This window comes from Demequina sp. NBRC 110056, assembly GCF_002090155.1.
In the GTDB taxonomy this organism is placed as follows: domain Bacteria; phylum Actinomycetota; class Actinomycetes; order Actinomycetales; family Demequinaceae; genus Demequina.
In genome coordinates, this window is sequence record NZ_BBRM01000002.1 from 729,756 (window position 1) to 746,231 (window position 16,476).

A 16,476-nucleotide genomic window follows, 5' to 3' on the forward strand; every position below is an offset into this window, starting at 1 on the left:
GCACACGCGCCCGCGGAAACCGACAGCCACGCACCACCTGGACGCAAAGGACGAGAGCAGTGGCCTCGCTGAGCTTCGGGCTCGCTACGCGCCCGCGAGGCAGCTCGGGCCGAACGCGGCCTTGAGGTCTCCGTAGAGCGCGCTTGAGCGGGCCACGCGGAACTCGTCGCCCAGCCTCATGGTGATCGGCTCGCCGGAGCCCGTGAGCACCATGCGCACCTCGACCGAGCCGGGATGCGAGCGCAGGATGCCCTTGATCTCCTCGACCATCGGCGGGTTCACTCGCGCGGCCGGGAGCGTGATGGCCACCGGTGAGGTGTCAACCACGTTGAGGTTGGGCACGCGCAGCTCGACCGCGGAGAACTGCAGCCCGCCGTCGCCACGCTCGCGCGCACGCACCTTGATGGTGAGCACCGCATCGTCAGCGAGGTCCCGCGCGTAGGTCTCGTAGGTGCGTCCGAAGAACGAGATCTCCGTCTCGCCCGACAGGTCCTCGAGCGTCACGATCGCGTAGGCGTTGCCGGACTTCGCGACGCGGCGGTCGACGCGCGTCACGAGGCCCGCGAACGACACCTGGGCGCCGTCGCTCACGCCGCCGGCCGGCGTCGCGGACAGGATCTGGTGCGACGCCTCCGAACGGATCACGTGGTCCAGTCCCGACAGCGGGTGGTCGGACACGTACAGGCCGAGCATGTCGCGCTCGAGGTTGAGCTTGGTCTTCTTGTCCCACTCCTCGAGGTGCGGCACGTTGACGGTGACGCCGCCGCCGAGGTCCGCGTCGCCTCCGAACAGGTCGAACTGGCCCGTGGCCTCCTGGCGCTTGACGCCCACGACGGAGTCGATGGCCTGCTCATGCACCGCGTTGAGCGCGCGGCGGGTGTGTCCCAGCGAGTCGAAGGCGCCGGCCTTGATGAGCGAGTCGATGGTGCGCTTGTTGCACACCGTCGCGGGCACCTTGTCGAGGAAGTCCTGGAAGGACGTGAAGTTGCCCTTCTCCTGGCGCGTCTGGATGATCGCCTCGACCACGTTGGAGCCCACGTTGCGCACGGCGGTCATGCCGAAGCGGATGTCGGTGCCGACGGCCGAGAACAGGTCCTTCGACTCGTTGACGTCCGGCGGCAGCACGGTGATGCCCATGCGGCGGCACTCGGCGAGGTACAGCGCCGACTTGTCCTTGTCGGTGCCGACCGACGTGAGTAGCGCCGCCATGTACTCGGTCGGGTAGTGCGCCTTGAGGTAGGCGGTCCAGAACGACAGCACACCGTATGCGGCGGTGTGCGCCTTGTTGAACGCGTAGTCGGCGAACGGCAGCAGGGTGTCCCACAGCGCCTTGATGGCCGCGTCGGAGTAGCCGTTGGCCTTCATGCCGGCCTCGAAGGGCTCGAACTCCTTGTCGAGGATCTCCTTCTTCTTCTTGCCCATCGCGCGACGCAGCAGGTCTGCCGCTCCCAGCGTGTAGCCGGCGACGATCTGCGCGATGCGCTGCACCTGCTCCTGGTACACGATGAGGCCGTAGGTGATCCCCAGCACCTCGCGCAGCGGCTCGTCGAGCTCGGGGTGGATGGGCTCGATCGGCTGGCGGCCGTTCTTGCGCTCCGCGTAGTTGGTGTGGGAGTTCATGCCCATCGGGCCGGGCCGGTACAGCGCGAGCACCGCGGAGATGTCCTCGAAGCTGTCGGGCTTCATCTGGCGCAGCAGGGAGCGCATCGCCGTGCCGTCCAGCTGGAACACGCCCAGGGTGTCGCCGCGGCCCAGCAGGTTGAACGTCTCCTCGTCGGCCAGCTCGAGGTCCTCGAGGACCAGCGGGTCCTTGCCGTTGTCGACGATGTTGTCGAGCGCATCGTCGAGGATCGTGAGGTTCCTCAGACCCAGGAAGTCCATCTTGACCAGCCCCAGGCCCTCGGCCGTGGGGTAGTCGAACTGGGTGATGACCGCGCCGTCCTGCTCGCGGCGCATGATCGGGATGATGTCGATGAGCGGGTGGCTCGACATGATGACGCCGGCGGCGTGGACGCCCCACTGGCGCTTCAGCCCCTCGAGGCCCTGGGCGAGCTCGAACACCTGCTGCGCCTCGGGATCGGCTTCGAGCAGGGCGCGGAAGTCGCCGCCCTCGTGGTGGCGGGCGTGGGTGGAGTCGGTGATGCCGGCCAAGGGCATGTCCTTGCCCATGATCGCCTCGGGGTACGCCTTGGTGAGCTGCTCCCCCACGGCGAACGGCTTGCCCAGCACGCGGGCCGCGTCCTTGAGCGCCTGTTTGGCCTTGATGGTGCCGTAGGTCGCGATCATCGCGACCTTCTCCTCGCCGTACTTGTCCGAGACGTAGCGGATCACCTCGCCGCGCCTGCGCTCGTCGAAGTCGATGTCGAAGTCGGGCTTGGACTCGCGCTCCGGGTTGAGGAAGCGCTCGAAGTACAGCTGGTGGACGATCGGGTCGATGTCCGTGATCTTCATCGCGTACGCGGCCATCGAGCCGGCGCCCGAGCCACGGCCGGGGCCCACGCGGATGCCGTTGTCCTTGGCCCACTGGATGAAGTCGGCGACGACGAGGAAGTATCCCGGGTAGCCCTTGCCCGCGATGACCTCGATCTCGAAGTTCGCGCGCTCCTGGACCTCGGCCGGGATCGTCTCGCCGAACCGCTCGTGCAGGCCCTTCTGGACCTCCTTCACGAACCAGGAGTGCTCGTCCTCGCCTGGAGGCACGTCGTAGACCGGCATGTAGTCGGCCTTGGTGTCGAACTCGACCTCGCACTTCTCCGCGATCTCGAGCGTGGAGTCGCACGCCTCGGGCAGCTCGCGCCATAGGTGCCGCATCTCCTCGGCGGACTTGAGGTAGTACCCATCGCCGTTGAACGCGAAGCGCTTGCCGCCCTGCTCGTAGGTGGGCTCGTTGAGGTTGGACCCCGACTGGACGCACAGCAGCGCCTCGTGGGCCACCGAGTCGTCCTTGCGCACGTAGTGCGAGTCGTTGGTCGCGACCAGCGGCGCGCCGATCTGGTGGGCGAGGCGCAGGAGGTCCTCGCGCACGCGCTTCTCGAGGTCGAGACCGTGGTCCATGAGCTCGACGTAGAAGTTCTCCGCGCCGAAGATGTCCTGAAACTCGCCGGCGGCCTTGAGCGCCTCGTCGTACTGACCCAGGCGCAGGCGGGTCTGCACCTCACCCGAGGGACAGCCGGTGGTCGCGATGATGCCCTTGGAGTAGCGCTGCAGGAGGTCGCGGTCCATGCGCGGCTTGTGGAAGTGACCCTCGAGCGACGCGTACGAGGACATGCGGAACAGGTTGTGCATGCCCGCCGTGGTCGAGGCCCACATCGTCATGTGGGTGTAGGCGCCGCCCGCCGAGACGTCGTCGCCCTCCTGGCCGCGCTCGCCCCAGCGGACTCGCGTCTTGTCCTGGCGAGCGGTGCCCGGCGTGAGGTACGCCTCGACGCCGACGATGGGCTTCACGCCATGTGCCTGGCCCTTCGCCCAGAAGTCGTAGGCGCCGAAGATGTAGCCGTGGTCCGTGGTCGCGAGCGCGGTCTGGCCCAGCTCCTTCGCGTGCGTGAACAGGTCGTCCAGTCGCGCGGCACCGTCCAGCATGGAGTACTCGGTGTGCACATGAAGGTGGACGAAATCACTGCCGGGCATGGCACCCGATTCTAGGGCTGGCAACCGACATCGAGTCCCCTCCTCCACCAACCTCCCGACAGTTTCGAACATCCGCCCAGCAACACGCCGATGATGAGGGGCCGATGCGACCGTCGCGCCCGCGTGTCGGGCTCACGATGTTCGGAAGTGTCGGGGGAACGGTGTCGAGAGAACTATGAGCAGCTCGAACCTTGGGACAATGGCCGGCGTGAGTCCCCAGTCCCCCTCGCCCGACGGCAGCAGCGCCGATGCGCGGGCTGGGTCGTCCCCCGACGCGCTCGGGCAGGGGCGACGGTCGGGCCGTCGCAGAGGGCGCGGCAACCAGGGCCAGCGCGGCAACGGCCAGGGCGAGGAGGCGCAGGGCGGCGCCGGACGTGGCGGCGACCGCCGCGGGCAAGCCCAGCGCGGGGGCGGTGGCCAGCGCGGGCGCGACCCGCATCGGCGCGTGAGCCGCGGCGAGCTCGAGGCCGCCGCCCGCACCCGCGAGGCCGTCGAGGTCCCGCCGATCACGTACCCGCCCGAGCTGCCCGTCAGCGCGAGCCGCGACGAGATCTCGCAGGCGATCCGCGACCACCAGGTGGTGATCGTCGCGGGCGAGACCGGCTCGGGCAAGACCACGCAGCTTCCCAAGATCGTGCTCGAGCTGGGGCGCGGGCGCGCGGGGCAGATCGGCCACACGCAGCCGCGACGCATCGCCGCGCGGTCGGTGGCGGAGCGCATCGCCGAGGAGCTCGGCACCACGCTGGGCGCGATCGTCGGCTACCAGGTGCGCTTCACCGACCAGTCGAGCGAGAAGACTCTCGTCAAGGTGATGACGGACGGCATCCTGCTCGCGCAGATCCAGCGCGACCCCGACCTGCTCGCGTACGACACGCTCATCATCGACGAGGCGCACGAGCGCAGCCTCAACATCGACTTCCTGCTCGGCTACCTCACCAACCTGCTGCCGCGCCGGCCCGACCTCAAGATCATCATCACCTCGGCGACCATCGACTCCGAGCGCTTCGCCCGCCACTTCGCGCCCGGCGGGCCCCTGCCCCCGCTCGAGGTGGACGACCTCGAGGACCCAGCGAGCGCATCGGCCGACCCTGATGCCCCGGCCACGGCGCCCGTGATCGAGGTCACCGGCCGCACGTACCCGGTCGAGATCCGTTACCGGCCGCTCGCGGGCGAGACGCGGGGCGAGGAGAAGGACCAGGCGACGGGCATCGTCGACGCCTGCCAGGAGCTCATGCGCGAGACCACGGGCGACGTGCTCGTGTTCCTGTCCGGCGAGCGGGAGATCAGGGACGCGGCCGATGCGCTCGAGGGCTGGCTCGGTCCGCGCGCCCGGGACGCCCGCCACCCCCAGCGCGTCGAGATCCTGCCGCTGTACAGCCGACTCTCGGCCGCCGAGCAGCACCGCGTGTTCGAGCGGCACTCGCACCGCCGGATCGTGCTGTCGACGAACGTCGCGGAGACCTCGCTGACGGTCCCCGGCATCCACTCGGTCGTGGATCCGGGAACGGCGCGCATCTCCCGGTACTCGAAGGCCACCAAGGTCCAGCGCCTGCCCATCGAGCCCATCTCGCAGGCGAGCGCCAACCAGCGCTCCGGACGCGCGGGCCGCCTCGCGGACGGCATCGCGATCCGCCTCTACGCCGATGAAGACTTCGAGGGGCGCCCCGCCTTCACCGAGCCCGAGATCCTGCGCACGTCGCTCGCGTCGGTGCTGCTGCAGATGATCGCCGTGGGCGTGGTGTCCTCTCCCGACGACGTCGCGGCCTTCCCCTTCGTCGAGCCGCCCGACACGCGCGCCATCCGCGACGGCGTGCAGCTGCTCACCGAGCTGGGCGCGATCGCGACCGATGACGGCGGTCGCGCACGGCTCACGACGACGGGACGCTCCCTCGCGCGCCTGCCGATGGACCCGCGCCAGGCGCGCATGATCGTCGAGGCGGGGCGCCACGGCGTCGCGCGCGAGGTGGCGATCATCGCGGCCGCCCTCAGCATCCAGGATCCGCGCGAGCGGCCGGCCGAGCACCGCGAGGCCGCCGACGCGCTGCACCGACGCTTCGCTGACCCCACGTCGGACCTGCTTGCCTACCTCAACCTCTGGGAGTACCTGCGCGAGCAGCGCCGCGACCTGTCCGGCAACGCGTTCCGTCGGCTGTGCAAGAGCGAGCACCTGAACTTCCTGCGCGTGCGCGAGTGGCAGGACGTGGTGGAGCAGATCCGCATCACCGCCAAGCCGCTGGGGCTCGCCATGCCCCGCGTTGACGCGCAGCGTTCGTCGGACGTCGCTGATAGTCAGGCGCATCGCTACGTGTGGAACGCCGACGCCATCCACCGGTCCGTGCTCGCCGGGCTGCTGTCGCAGCTGGGCATGCAGGAGACCGGCGAGCCCAAGGCGTCGCAGTTCTCCCACCTGCGAGGGCCGCAGCGCGAGGCGGCGATGCGCCGCGCGAAGAAGCAGGCGCGCAACGAGTACATGGGCGCGCGCGGAGCGCGGTTCGCGATCTTCCCCGGCTCTCCCCTGTCCAAGAAGCCGCCTGCGTTCATCATGGCCGCGGAGCTGGTCGAGACCAGCCGTCTGTGGGCGCGCGACGTCGCCGCGGTCCAGCCCGAGTGGGCCGAGGACCTTGCGGGAGACCTCGCCAAGCGCACGTACTCCGACCCGCACTGGTCCAAGCGCCGCGGCGCGGCCGTCGCGACCGAGAAGGTGCTGCTCTACGGCGTGCCCATCGTCGCGGACCGCACGGTGCTGTGGGGCCGCGTCCGCCCCGAGGAGGCGCGCGACCTGTTCATCCGCCACGCGCTCGTCGAGGGCGACTGGGACACGCACCACCGCTTCTGGAAGGACAACCAGCGGCTCATCGAGCAGGCGGAAGAGCTCGAGGCTCGCTCCCGCACGCGCGGCCTGCTCGCCGACGACCAGGCGCTGTTCGACTTCTACGACGAGCGGATCCCCGAGGACGTGGTGTCACAGCGCCACTTCGACCGCTGGTGGAAGGACGAGCGCCGCCGCTCCCCCGAGCTGCTGACGCTGTCCCTCGACACCGTCGCGCCGGAGCACCAGGACGTCGACACCTCGCAGTACCCCGAGCTGTGGCCGCAGGGCGACCTCGAGCTGCCGCTCACCTACCAGTTCGAGCCGGGCACGGATGCGGACGGCGTCACCGTGCACATCCCCCTCGCGGTGCTCCCGCGGGTGGTGCCCGACGGCTTCGACTGGATGGTGCCCGGCATGAGCGCCGAGCTCGCCACCGCGACCATCCGCGCGCTGCCCAAGACCGTGCGCCGGCTGCTGGTCCCCGCGCCGGACGCGGCGCGCGACGTGGTCGCGTGGCTCGCGCGCGAGACGCCGGAGTGGGCCGACATGGCGCGCGCCGGCGACATGGCGGACTCCTATCGCGACGCGTTCACGCGCGCCGTGCGGGCAGTGCGCGGCGTCGAGATCCCGGCGGAGGCATGGGAGGGCCTCGCGGAGCGCCTCACCGCGCACCTGCGCATGACCTTCCGCGCCGAGGACGAGCGCGGCCGCACCCTCGAGGAGTCCACCGACCTCGTGCTGCTGCAGCGCTCGCTGGCACCTCAGGCTCAGACCGCGGTGAGCTCGGCGGTCGAGCGCGCCGCACGGGCCGCTTCCGGTCGCGGCCGCAGCGCCGATGCGCCCGCCGGCTCCCCCGCCGACGTCTCCTCGGGTGGCGGCCAAGACGGCACCAGCCGGGTCGATGCCGCCGCCCTCGCGGGCGCGGCCTCCGCCTCTGGTCTTGCCGAGCGCGCTGGGCTCGCCACCTGGCCGGACCTTCCGGGAGGCGCGCTGCCCGACGAGGTCACCGGCACCGTGGGCGGCGCCACAGTCCGCGGCTATCCGTCGCTCGTCGACGAGGGCAAGGCCGCCGCGCTGCGGGTGCTCGCGTCTGCCGAGGACCGCGCCGCGGCGCACGCGGCGGGCGTCCAACGCCTGCTCCTGACGGAGTGCGCGCTGGCGCCCAAGCGCATCAGCTCGCGCTGGACCGGACGCGAGGCGCTGACCCTGGCCGCCGCGCCCTACCGCGGTACGGACGCGCTCGTCGCCGCCCTGCAGGAGACAGCCGTGCGCTCACTGACGTCCGGGCCCGACGTGTCCGCGGCCGCCGTCATGGACGCCGACGCCTACGGGCGCGCCCGCGACCACGTCCGTGCCCGGATCGAGGACGAGACGCACCGGCTCGCCGGCCTGGTCGTCGCCGCCCTCGACGCCTACCGCGACCTGGACGCTGCGCTGAGCGGTTCGCGCTCGATGGCCCTGCTCGCCGTCGTCGCCGACATCCGCGCCCAGGCTGACGCGCTCGTCGGCGACGGCTTCCTCGCCCGCACCCCCCTCGAGCGCCTGCCGCACCTGCCGCGCTACCTCAAGGCGGCTTCGGCGCGGCTCGAGAAGGCGACGGCAGACCCGAACCGTGACGCCGCGCAGATCTGGACCGTACGCGAGGTGACCGAAGAGCTCGAGGCTGCGCGCGCATCGGCCGCCCAGGGTCGTCCTGACCCCGAGCGCGCGGCGCAGCTGGACCACGCGCGCTGGATGCTCGAGGAGCTCCGGGTGTCGCTGTTCGCCCAGGGGCTCGGCACGTCCGAGCCGGTCAGCGACAAGCGCATCCGCAAGCTGCTCGCATGACGCTCGAGAGGACCCTGCCATGACGTCGCCCGAGAGCACCCCCACGCCCGCCTGGCTGCTGTGGACCGACCGTGTGCTCGCCGCCGCGGCGCTCGGCGTGGTCGCGTGGGCGTGCGTGACGGCGTGGGGCGCGATCGTGCACGGCCACCCCGCGTACGCGATCCTGCTCGCGCTGACGGCCATCGGGTCCGTCCTCGTGCTCGTGCTGAGCGTGACGCGTCGCACGGGCCGTCCCGGGTGGCGCCGGGCATTGCGCGTGGGCGGAGCCGTCCTGGGCCTCGTCTGGATCGTCACCGTCGCGTGGCTGCGCCCCTTCCCCGCGATCGAGCCGGCGCTCATGGCTCTGGAGTCCGATGATGCGGTCGCGGTGACCGAGACCGCGACCCGGATCGTCTTCGAGCCCGCCGATGGCGGGGACGAGCCGGCGCTGCTGTTCCAACCAGGCGCCCGCGTCGACCCCCGCGCGTACGCCGCGCATCTGCGGCCGCTCGCCGAGGCCGGTCACCTCGTGGTGATCACCAAGCAGCCGCTCGGGATCGGCTTCCTCAACATGGGCGCCCTCGATGCCGCGCGTGAGGACTTCCCGAGGGTGACGTCGTGGGCGGTGGGCGGGCACTCTCTGGGCGGCGTCGTCGCGTCCATGGAGGCCGATGCCAGCGACGATGCCGCGGCTCCGGCGGCCGGACTCCTACTCTTCGCGTCCTACCCGGCCGGCGACATCAGCTCGACGCTCACGGCCGCCGTGGAGTCGATCTCCGGCACCGAGGACGGGCTGTCGACGCCCGAGGCGATCGACGAGTCCCGCGCCAACCTGCCGGCGGACGCGCACTTCACGATCATCGAGGGCGCGAGCCACGCGCAGTTCGGCGATTACGGACCCCAGCCCGGAGACGGCGTGGCGACGATCTCGGACGACGACGCGCGGGCGCAGATCACCGCGGCGGCGCTCGCGTTCCTCGACTCGCTCTCATAGAGCTGCAAGCCCGACCACCCGGAGTCTCGCGTACCGCTCAACACACAGCTGGGGCTGAGGTGACGGGTGAGGTCATTGTGCTGTCCCGTGCGCCTCACCAGTCTCCTGCGTCCCCGCTGTGTGTTGAGCGGTACGAAGAGGAGCGACCTGAGGCCTTAGCCGCGGAGCTGCTCGAGCGCGCTCGCGAGGTCCTCGGGGTACTCCGACGAGACCCGCACCTCGCCGCCGCGCACGGGGTGCTCGAAGGCGAGCTCGCGCGCGTGCAGCCACTGGCGGGACAGGTTCAGGCGGCGCGCGAGCGCGGGGTCGGCGCCGTAGGTCTGGTCGCCCACGAGCGGGTGGCGCATCGCGGCCATGTGCACGCGGATCTGGTGCGTGCGGCCGGTCTCGAGGTGGATCTCGAGCAGCGACGCCGCGGGGAACATCTCGAGCACCTCGTAGTGGGTGATCGATGGCCGGCCGTCCTGCACGACCGCGAACTTGTAGTCCGAGGACGGGTGGCGGCCGATGGGCGCGTCGATGGTGCCCGCCGTCGGGTCCAGGTGGCCCTGCGCGATCGCGTGGTAGACCTTCTCGACCGTCCGCTCCTTGAACGCCGCCTTGAGCGCCGAGTACGCCGGCACGGATCGCGCGACGACCATGAGGCCCGAGGTGCCCACGTCGAGGCGGTGCACGATGCCCTTGCGCTCGGCCGGTCCCGCATCGGCGACCGTGACGCCCATCGAGGCGAGTGCGCCGACGACCGTCGGTCCGGTCCACCCCGGTGACGGGTGCGCGGCGACGCCCACGGGCTTGTCGATCACGACCAGGTCAGCGTCCTCGTAGACGATGCCGAGCCCACCGGGAAGCTCGGGCTCCGGGGCCGCCTCGCGCTCGTCGGGGATGTCCACGGCGAGGATGCCGTCGCTGACGCGATCCGACTTCCCCAGGATCCGCCCGTCGAGCATGACCGCGCCGTCGCTCAGCAACTCGGCGGCCTTGGTGCGGGACAGGCCGAGCATGCGCGCGAGCGCAGCGTCGGCGCGGTCGCCTACCACCGCATCGGGGACGGGCAGGTAGCGGGTGTCAGCCACGGTGGTCGGCGTCGCTCGGCGAGGACGCCGCGGGAGCGTCGTCCACGACCCCGTCGGTGGGTGACGCGGGAGCGTCGCCGGCGTGCGCATCGGCCGCCTCGACGTTCGACTCAGCCACGCCGTCCTCGCTCGGCTCGGGCGCCAGGAGCGGCTTGTGCATGAAGCTCAGCAGCAGCACGGCGGCCGCGGCGCCCACGATGGCGATGTCGGCGACGTTGCCCACGAACCAGCCGTTGTAGTTGATCATGTCGACCACGTGCCCCTGGCCGAAGGACGGCTCCCGGAACAGCCGGTCGATGAGGTTGCCCACCGCGCCGCCGAGGCCGATGCCGAAGATCACGACCGCGAGCCGCGACTGCGCGCGCCGTGCGTAGTAGACGATGCCCGCCGTCACGATCAGCGCGACGATGGTGAGGATCCACGTCGTGTCGTTGCCCAGCGAGAACGCGGCCCCGGAGTTGAAGACCAGCTGGAACGACAGCAAGTCCCCCAGGACCTCGACCTGCTCGCCCGGCTCGAGGGCGGCAAGGGCCCACTGCTTGGTGATCTGATCGATCACCACCACCAGGAGGGCGACCAGCCACAGGGCTGGTCGCCAGGTCACCGCCGCTCCTCGCGCTGCTTGCAGGTCACGCAGTGGGTGGCACGCGGGAACGCCTGGAGGCGAGCCTTGCCGATGCCCTGGCCGCACGACTGGCAGGTGCCGTACGTGCCGGCCTTGACGCGGCGCAGCGCGTCGACGCTCTGCTCGAGCATGTCGCGCGTGTTGTTGACGATCGACATCTCCTGCTCGCGCTCGAGGGCCGTCGACCCCGCGTCTGCCTGGTCGTCGCCAGCACCCTCCGAGGTGTGGAGCAGGTCGTCGAGCTCGTGCTCGGCACCGTGGAACTCCTGCACCAGCCGCTCGACGTCAGCGTTGAGCGTCTTGACGATCGCGCGAAGTTCGGCGACCTTCCAGGGCTCGTCCCCGTCGCGCACCGCGAGGCGCTTGGCGTCGCCGGCCTTGAGCTCGGCCGGATCGACGACCACGATCGTCACATCAGTACTGGTCATGCCCTCTTCCTCGAATCAGGGTAGTGACGAGAGACTAATCCCGTTTGCCCGGCATCGCAAAGTGCCACGCCAGCACCGCGCGCCGTACGGCGCGCCGTCACTCGGTCTCAGCTCAGCGCTGCTCGTCCTCGGCGGCCGGCTGCTCGCCGAACACCTGGGCGACGTCGCTCGAGCCGGCGGGCGATGCGCCCCAGGGCGCGGCGCTCTCGGCCGAGGGCTCCTGGTCGCGCACCTGAGCCCAGGGGCTCTCGGCGGCCTTGGGGCCGTCCTCGTCGGCCGCGGCCGAAGCAGCGGACGGCGCGTCGGCGACCGAGGCGTCCTCGGCGGCCTGGCCGAAGCCGCCGTCGAAGGCGGGAGCGGCCGCAGGAGCCGCAGGCTCCTCGGACTTGGCACCGTGGTCAAGGTCACCGAGGAGGTTCTCGAGGTAGCTCTTGAGGCGAGCGCGGTAGTCACGCTCGAAGCGGCGCAGGTCGTCGATCTTGGTCTCGAGCTCGGTGCGCTCGGTCGCGAGCTGGTCCATGCGGTCGCGGGCGTCCGTCTCGGCCTGCTCGACGATCGACTCGGCCTTGACCTTCGCCTCGTCGATGAGGCGGTCGCGCTCGGACTCGCCGGCCTGCACGTACTCGTCGTGAAGCTTCTGCGCCATCGCGAGCATGCCGGTCGCGCTGGGCGGAGTGGGGTCGGTCGCGGCGGCGAGGAGGCCACCCTCGGTCGAGGGCTCGGGCTCGGGGGCCGACGGCTGCGACGGCGTGGTGGCGGTGCCAGCCTGCGCCTGGGCGAGGCGCTGCGCGAGGTCGTCGCGCTCAGCGGTGAGCGACTGGATCGTGTGCGCGACCTCGTCGAGGAAGTCGTCGACCTCGTCCTGGTCGAAGCCCTCGCGGTACTTGGTCTTCGAGAACGCCTTGTTGAGAACGTCCTCTGCCGTCAGCAGTGCCATGGTCGAACCACCTTCACTTCCTCGGTCCGGCCGGGATACCGGCCTTCCGTCTTGGTCACTCTACTCAAGGATGTCTATCGGCACCCGTCGTCGCCCGCTCAAGGGCGAGCGGTCATCACCGGACCGCCACGCTCGCGTACGCCAGCACCGCGCTCAGCAGGTAGCAGGAGAAGAACAGCACCAGGAACGCGATGTCGAGGCGCAGCTGGCCCAGCTGGAGGGGCGGGATGACCTTGCGCAGCACCTTGAGCGGCGGGTCCGTGATCGTGAAGACGGACTCCGTCACCACGAGGGAGATGCCGCTGGGTCGCCAATCGCGCGCGAACGAGAGCACGAGGCCCAGGATGACGCGCGCGAACAGCGTCAGCATGAACAGGAACAGCGCGAAGCGCAGCGCGTCGAGGATCAGGACCACGCAGAGAGCCTAACGGAGGCTAGCGGCCGTTGAAGAACTCGTTCTCGACGGGCTCGGGCTGCTCGGTGTCCATGCCGATCTCGACGTGGGCCGGCGACAGCAGGAACACCGAGGTCGTCACGCGCTCGATCGAGCCGTGGAGGCCGAACGACAGGCCCGCCGAGAAGTCGACCAGACGCTTGGCGTCGGCGTCGGACATCTCGGTGAGGTTCATGATGACCGGCACGCCCTGGCGGAACGCCTCGCCGATGAGACGAGCGTCGTTGTAGGTGCGCGGCTTGATGGTCTGGATGCGGCGCAGGTCGTTCGCCGACATGTGGCTCGCGGGCGTGCGCTGGCGCTCGTTGCGCGCGGCCTTCGCCGGTGCCTCGTGGCGCTCGCGCACCTCGGACATGTCGTGGAGGTTGGTGACGGGCGCGAGCTCGTCGTCCGCGTAGTCGTACTCCTCGTGCTGGTTCACGTCGAATCCGAGGTACTGGATCGCCTTGCGCATCGCGCTCATCGGGGGCTCCTTCGAAGATCTCGCTCTTGGTAGAACGGTAGGTCGGGCGTCGCACCCACTCGGGGAGCGACACGCCGCGCGGTCATTCGCACACCACAACTCCGGCGAATCGGCCGGTCACGCCGTCGCGGCGATGGGAGAACAGGGTGTCCGTCTCGACCGTGCACAGCCGGCTGCGGATGATCTGCTCGAAGCCCAGCTGGGACAGCCGGGTCTCGATGGCGCGCCCCAGGTCGAGCGACGGCGTTCCCGTGCGGGTCGAGGTGAACGCGGACGGATGGCGGGCCGCGACACGGGCGCGCATCTCCGCGGGGACCTCGTAGCAGCGGCCGCACACGGACGGCCCGATCGACGCGTGCATCCCGCCGGCGCCGCGGCTGTGGCGGCCCACCCCGCGGATGTCGAGCAGGGAGGCGACGGCGTTGTCGATGACGCCCGAGAAGAGCCCCTCGCGCCCCGCATGCACCGCGGCGACGGCGCCCGTCGTGGGGTCGTGCATGAGCACGGGGACGCAGTCGGCCGCGATCGCTGCGAGGGCGACGCCGGGCACGTCGGTGACGAGCGCATCGGCCGTCTGCGCCACCTCACCGGGGCGCGAGATGCGCGCCACCGCGATCCCGTGCTCCGCTGACAGGAACGTCACCGGAGCGCCGGCGTGGCGCGCGACCGTCTCCCGGTTGCGCGCCACGGCGGCGGGGTCGTCGCCCACGTGGTCGGCGACGTTGAGCGAGTCGAAGGGAGCGACGCTCGCGCCCCCTGCGCGACTCGTGAAGAACGCGCGAACTCCCAGTCCGGCGTCGAGCACCTGCCCCTACCGCAGGAACTCGGGCACGTCGAGGGCGTCGGCCTCCTTGCGGACCGGGCTCACGTCGATGGCGTCGGTCGCGGGCGCCGGCTCGGCGTCGTCAGCGTCGATCGCCTGCGGCACGGGCGCCGAGGACGACTCGACCGGAACCTTGACCGGCTCCTTCTCCTCGGCCGTCGGGGTCGCCTTCGCGCCCTCGATGGTGCCGAGCGCGCCCGAGTGGTGACGCGTGGTGGGAGCGCCGCCGTCGAAGCCTGCCGCGATGACCGTGATGCGCAGCTCGTCGCCGAGCGAGTCGTCGATGACCGTTCCGAAGATGATGTTCGCCTCGGCGTGGGCGGCCTCGCGCACCAGGCGGGCGGCCGTCTCGACCTCCTTGATGCCCAGGTTCGAGCCACCGGCGATCGACAGCAGCACGCCGTGCGCGCCCTCGATCGACGCCTCGAGCAGCGGCGACGAGATCGCGCCCTCGGCCGCCTCGAGAGCACGGGACTCGCCGCGCGAGGAGCTCACACCCATGAGGGCCGTGCCCGCGCCCTGCATGACGGACTTGACGTCGTTGAAGTCGACGTTGATGAGGCCCGGGGTCGTGATGAGGTCCGTGATGCCCTGGACGCCGCCCTGGAGCACCTGGTCCGCGGCCGCGAACGCGCCGAGGATCGACAGCTCGGTGTCGTCGATGTCGAGCAGGCGGTCGTTGGGGATCACGATGAGGGTGTCGACCTCCTCGCGCAGGCGCTGGATGCCGGAGTCGGCCTGGTCCGCGCGGCGGCGGCCCTCGAAGCTGAACGGGCGGGTGACGACGCCCACGGTGAGGGCGCCCAGTCCGCGCGCGATGCGGGCCACGACGGGCGCGCCACCGGTGCCGGTGCCGCCGCCCTCGCCTGCGGTGACGAACACCATGTCGGCGCCCTTGAGCGCCTCGGCGATCTCGTCCTCGTGGTCCTCGGCGGCCTGGCGACCCACCTCGGGGTCGGCGCCGGCGCCCAGTCCCCTGGTGAGCTCGCGGCCGATGTCGAGCTTCACGTCCGCGTCGGACATGAGCAGCGCCTGCGCATCGGTGTTGATGGCGATGAACTCGGCTCCCTTGAGGCCGACGTCGATCATGCGGTTGACGGCGTTCACGCCGCCGCCGCCCACGCCGACGACCTTGATGGCGGTGATGTAATTCTGCGGTGCGGCCATGAGACCCTCTCCCAACCTTAACCCTCTAGTTGAGGGTTATAGTTATGTCAACTACTTCCACGTCCGAAGGTACGGCCGGGCGCGCGATCGGCGCGTGAGGCGCGCGCGTGTCGCCGGATAATCGCGGCGACCTTGGCGGCGGGAGCGGTCAGGACACCGTCGGCAGCGTCGGCGCGGAGACGTCGATCACGTCCGCGTCGGCCTGCTCCTCGAGCAGCACCAGCAGCACCTGCGCCTTGAGCGCGGACTCCTCCGCGCTCCCCCACTCCACGCGTGGCCCGTCGCGCAGCACGAAGTGGATCGAGTCCTCGGTCTGCGCCTCGACGTCCTGGATCCGGTCGCGCAGGGACACCGGCACCTCGTCGATCACCGCGATCACGCCGTCGAGGATGCGAGAGTTCTCCGCGTCGACCGGCACGTTGACCACGGGCAGGTCCTCGGGCGCGGCCTCCGCCTCGGCGACCTGGGTGCCGCTCTCGTCGAGCAGGACGAACGTGCCGTCCGCGACCGGGATCGCGGCGACGGGCTCCGCGGAGTCGATCGTGACGCGCAGGCCCGCGGGCCACACACGCTCGACGCGCGCCTCCTTCACCCCCACGAGCTCCTCGAGGCGGTCGGAGACGTGCGCCGTGTTGAGCAGCACGAGCGACGTGCCAGCCGACTCCGCCACGATCGCCTCGACGTCCGCGGGGTCGACCACCGTGCCGAAGCCGCTCGCCTCGAGGTTGTCGTCGTCGAACGCGAACACCGGCGACATCAGCAGCACCCACGCCGCGGCGACTCCTCCTGCGGCGTAGAGAGCCCGGCGTCCCCAGCGCGCCGACAGCAGGCGCCGATGCGCGCTGCGCTTCTCCTTGAGCCGGTCCTGCATGCGGGTGGACACGGTCGACGGCGTCGCCGCCGTCTTCGCCCACGGGGTCGCGAGGGTGCCGGAAGTCGGTGAGGGCCGATGCGCGGGCTGGGTCTCGCTCGCCTCCGCACCCGAGCGGCCGAGGCGGCCGCCGGTGAGGGTCGACAGGGTGCGGCTCAGCACGCCCGGCTGGGTCTGCACCTCGGACGATCGCGGCGGTTGAACTGAACGCTGCGCCGAGGTCGCGCTGGGCGCCGAAGTAGCCGACGACCGTGCCGACGGCGGACGGGCGGCCGACGCCGCCGCGCGCTGACGTGGAGCCGACGGCGTCGACGCCGGGCGTGCGTTGGTGGCCCGCGCAGGCTTGCGCGGCGCGGCGGGCTTGCGCGAGGACTCGGCGGTGCGCTTGGCGTTGGC

12 protein-coding genes are annotated in these 16,476 nt (G+C 71.1%); 2 read left to right on the forward strand and 10 right to left on the reverse strand.

Going from position 1 to position 16,476, the window contains the following annotated elements:
- Window positions 1–84 precede the first annotated feature (84 nt).
- Window positions 85–3,627: a DNA polymerase III subunit alpha gene (dnaE, locus tag B7K25_RS03435; RefSeq protein ID WP_084104222.1), complete on the reverse strand. Its 3,543-nt coding sequence runs from the start codon at window positions 3,625–3,627 to the stop codon at window positions 85–87.
- A gap of 199 nt (window positions 3,628–3,826) precedes the next feature.
- Here dnaE and hrpA point away from each other — a divergent pair, with 199 nt between their 5' ends.
- The gene (gene hrpA / locus B7K25_RS03440; RefSeq protein WP_084104224.1) at window positions 3,827–8,266 is read left to right on the forward strand and encodes an ATP-dependent RNA helicase HrpA; all 4,440 of its coding nucleotides are present in this window, start codon (window positions 3,827–3,829) and stop codon (window positions 8,264–8,266) included.
- A gap of 19 nt (window positions 8,267–8,285) precedes the next feature.
- Window positions 8,286–9,239 carry an alpha/beta hydrolase gene (locus B7K25_RS03445; protein ID WP_084104226.1) on the forward strand — a complete coding sequence of 318 codons (954 nt, stop codon included), beginning with the start codon at window positions 8,286–8,288 and terminating at the stop codon, window positions 9,237–9,239.
- 155 nt (window positions 9,240–9,394) lie between these two features.
- Here the strand turns inward: B7K25_RS03445 and B7K25_RS03450 are convergent, their stop codons facing one another.
- The 9 genes from B7K25_RS03450 to B7K25_RS03490 form a co-directional block, all read right to left on the reverse strand.
- Complete coding sequence (locus B7K25_RS03450) at window positions 9,395–10,312, reverse strand: RluA family pseudouridine synthase (protein WP_234988058.1); 918 nt, start codon at window positions 10,310–10,312, stop codon at window positions 9,395–9,397.
- Window positions 10,305–10,916 (reverse strand): signal peptidase II, encoded by a 612-nt coding sequence (gene lspA / locus B7K25_RS03455; RefSeq protein ID WP_084104230.1) that lies wholly within the window; start codon window positions 10,914–10,916, stop codon window positions 10,305–10,307. The genes B7K25_RS03450 and lspA overlap by 8 nt, the downstream gene beginning before the upstream one ends.
- Window positions 10,913–11,365 carry a TraR/DksA C4-type zinc finger protein gene (locus tag B7K25_RS03460; RefSeq protein ID WP_084104232.1) on the reverse strand — a complete coding sequence of 151 codons (453 nt, stop codon included), beginning with the start codon at window positions 11,363–11,365 and terminating at the stop codon, window positions 10,913–10,915. The genes lspA and B7K25_RS03460 overlap by 4 nt, the downstream gene beginning before the upstream one ends.
- A gap of 112 nt (window positions 11,366–11,477) precedes the next feature.
- Window positions 11,478–12,302, reverse strand: coding sequence for a DivIVA domain-containing protein (locus B7K25_RS03465; RefSeq protein WP_084104234.1), 825 nt, complete (start codon window positions 12,300–12,302; stop codon window positions 11,478–11,480).
- 115 nt (window positions 12,303–12,417) lie between these two features.
- Window positions 12,418–12,717, reverse strand: a complete 300-nt coding sequence (locus tag B7K25_RS03470; protein ID WP_084104236.1) for a YggT family protein — start codon at window positions 12,715–12,717, stop codon at window positions 12,418–12,420.
- A gap of 19 nt (window positions 12,718–12,736) precedes the next feature.
- Entirely contained in the window at window positions 12,737–13,219 is a 483-nt protein-coding gene (locus B7K25_RS03475) for a cell division protein SepF (protein WP_084104238.1), read from the reverse strand.
- 82 nt (window positions 13,220–13,301) lie between these two features.
- The gene (gene pgeF, locus B7K25_RS03480; protein ID WP_144018819.1) at window positions 13,302–14,024 is read right to left on the reverse strand and encodes a peptidoglycan editing factor PgeF; all 723 of its coding nucleotides are present in this window, start codon (window positions 14,022–14,024) and stop codon (window positions 13,302–13,304) included.
- 6 nt (window positions 14,025–14,030) lie between these two features.
- Window positions 14,031–15,209: a cell division protein FtsZ gene (ftsZ, locus tag B7K25_RS03485; protein WP_084104240.1), complete on the reverse strand. Its 1,179-nt coding sequence runs from the start codon at window positions 15,207–15,209 to the stop codon at window positions 14,031–14,033.
- A 148-nt stretch (window positions 15,210–15,357) separates the two neighbouring features.
- Window positions 15,358–16,242 carry a cell division protein FtsQ/DivIB gene (locus tag B7K25_RS03490; protein WP_159450095.1) on the reverse strand — a complete coding sequence of 295 codons (885 nt, stop codon included), beginning with the start codon at window positions 16,240–16,242 and terminating at the stop codon, window positions 15,358–15,360.
- Window positions 16,243–16,476 lie beyond the last annotated feature (234 nt).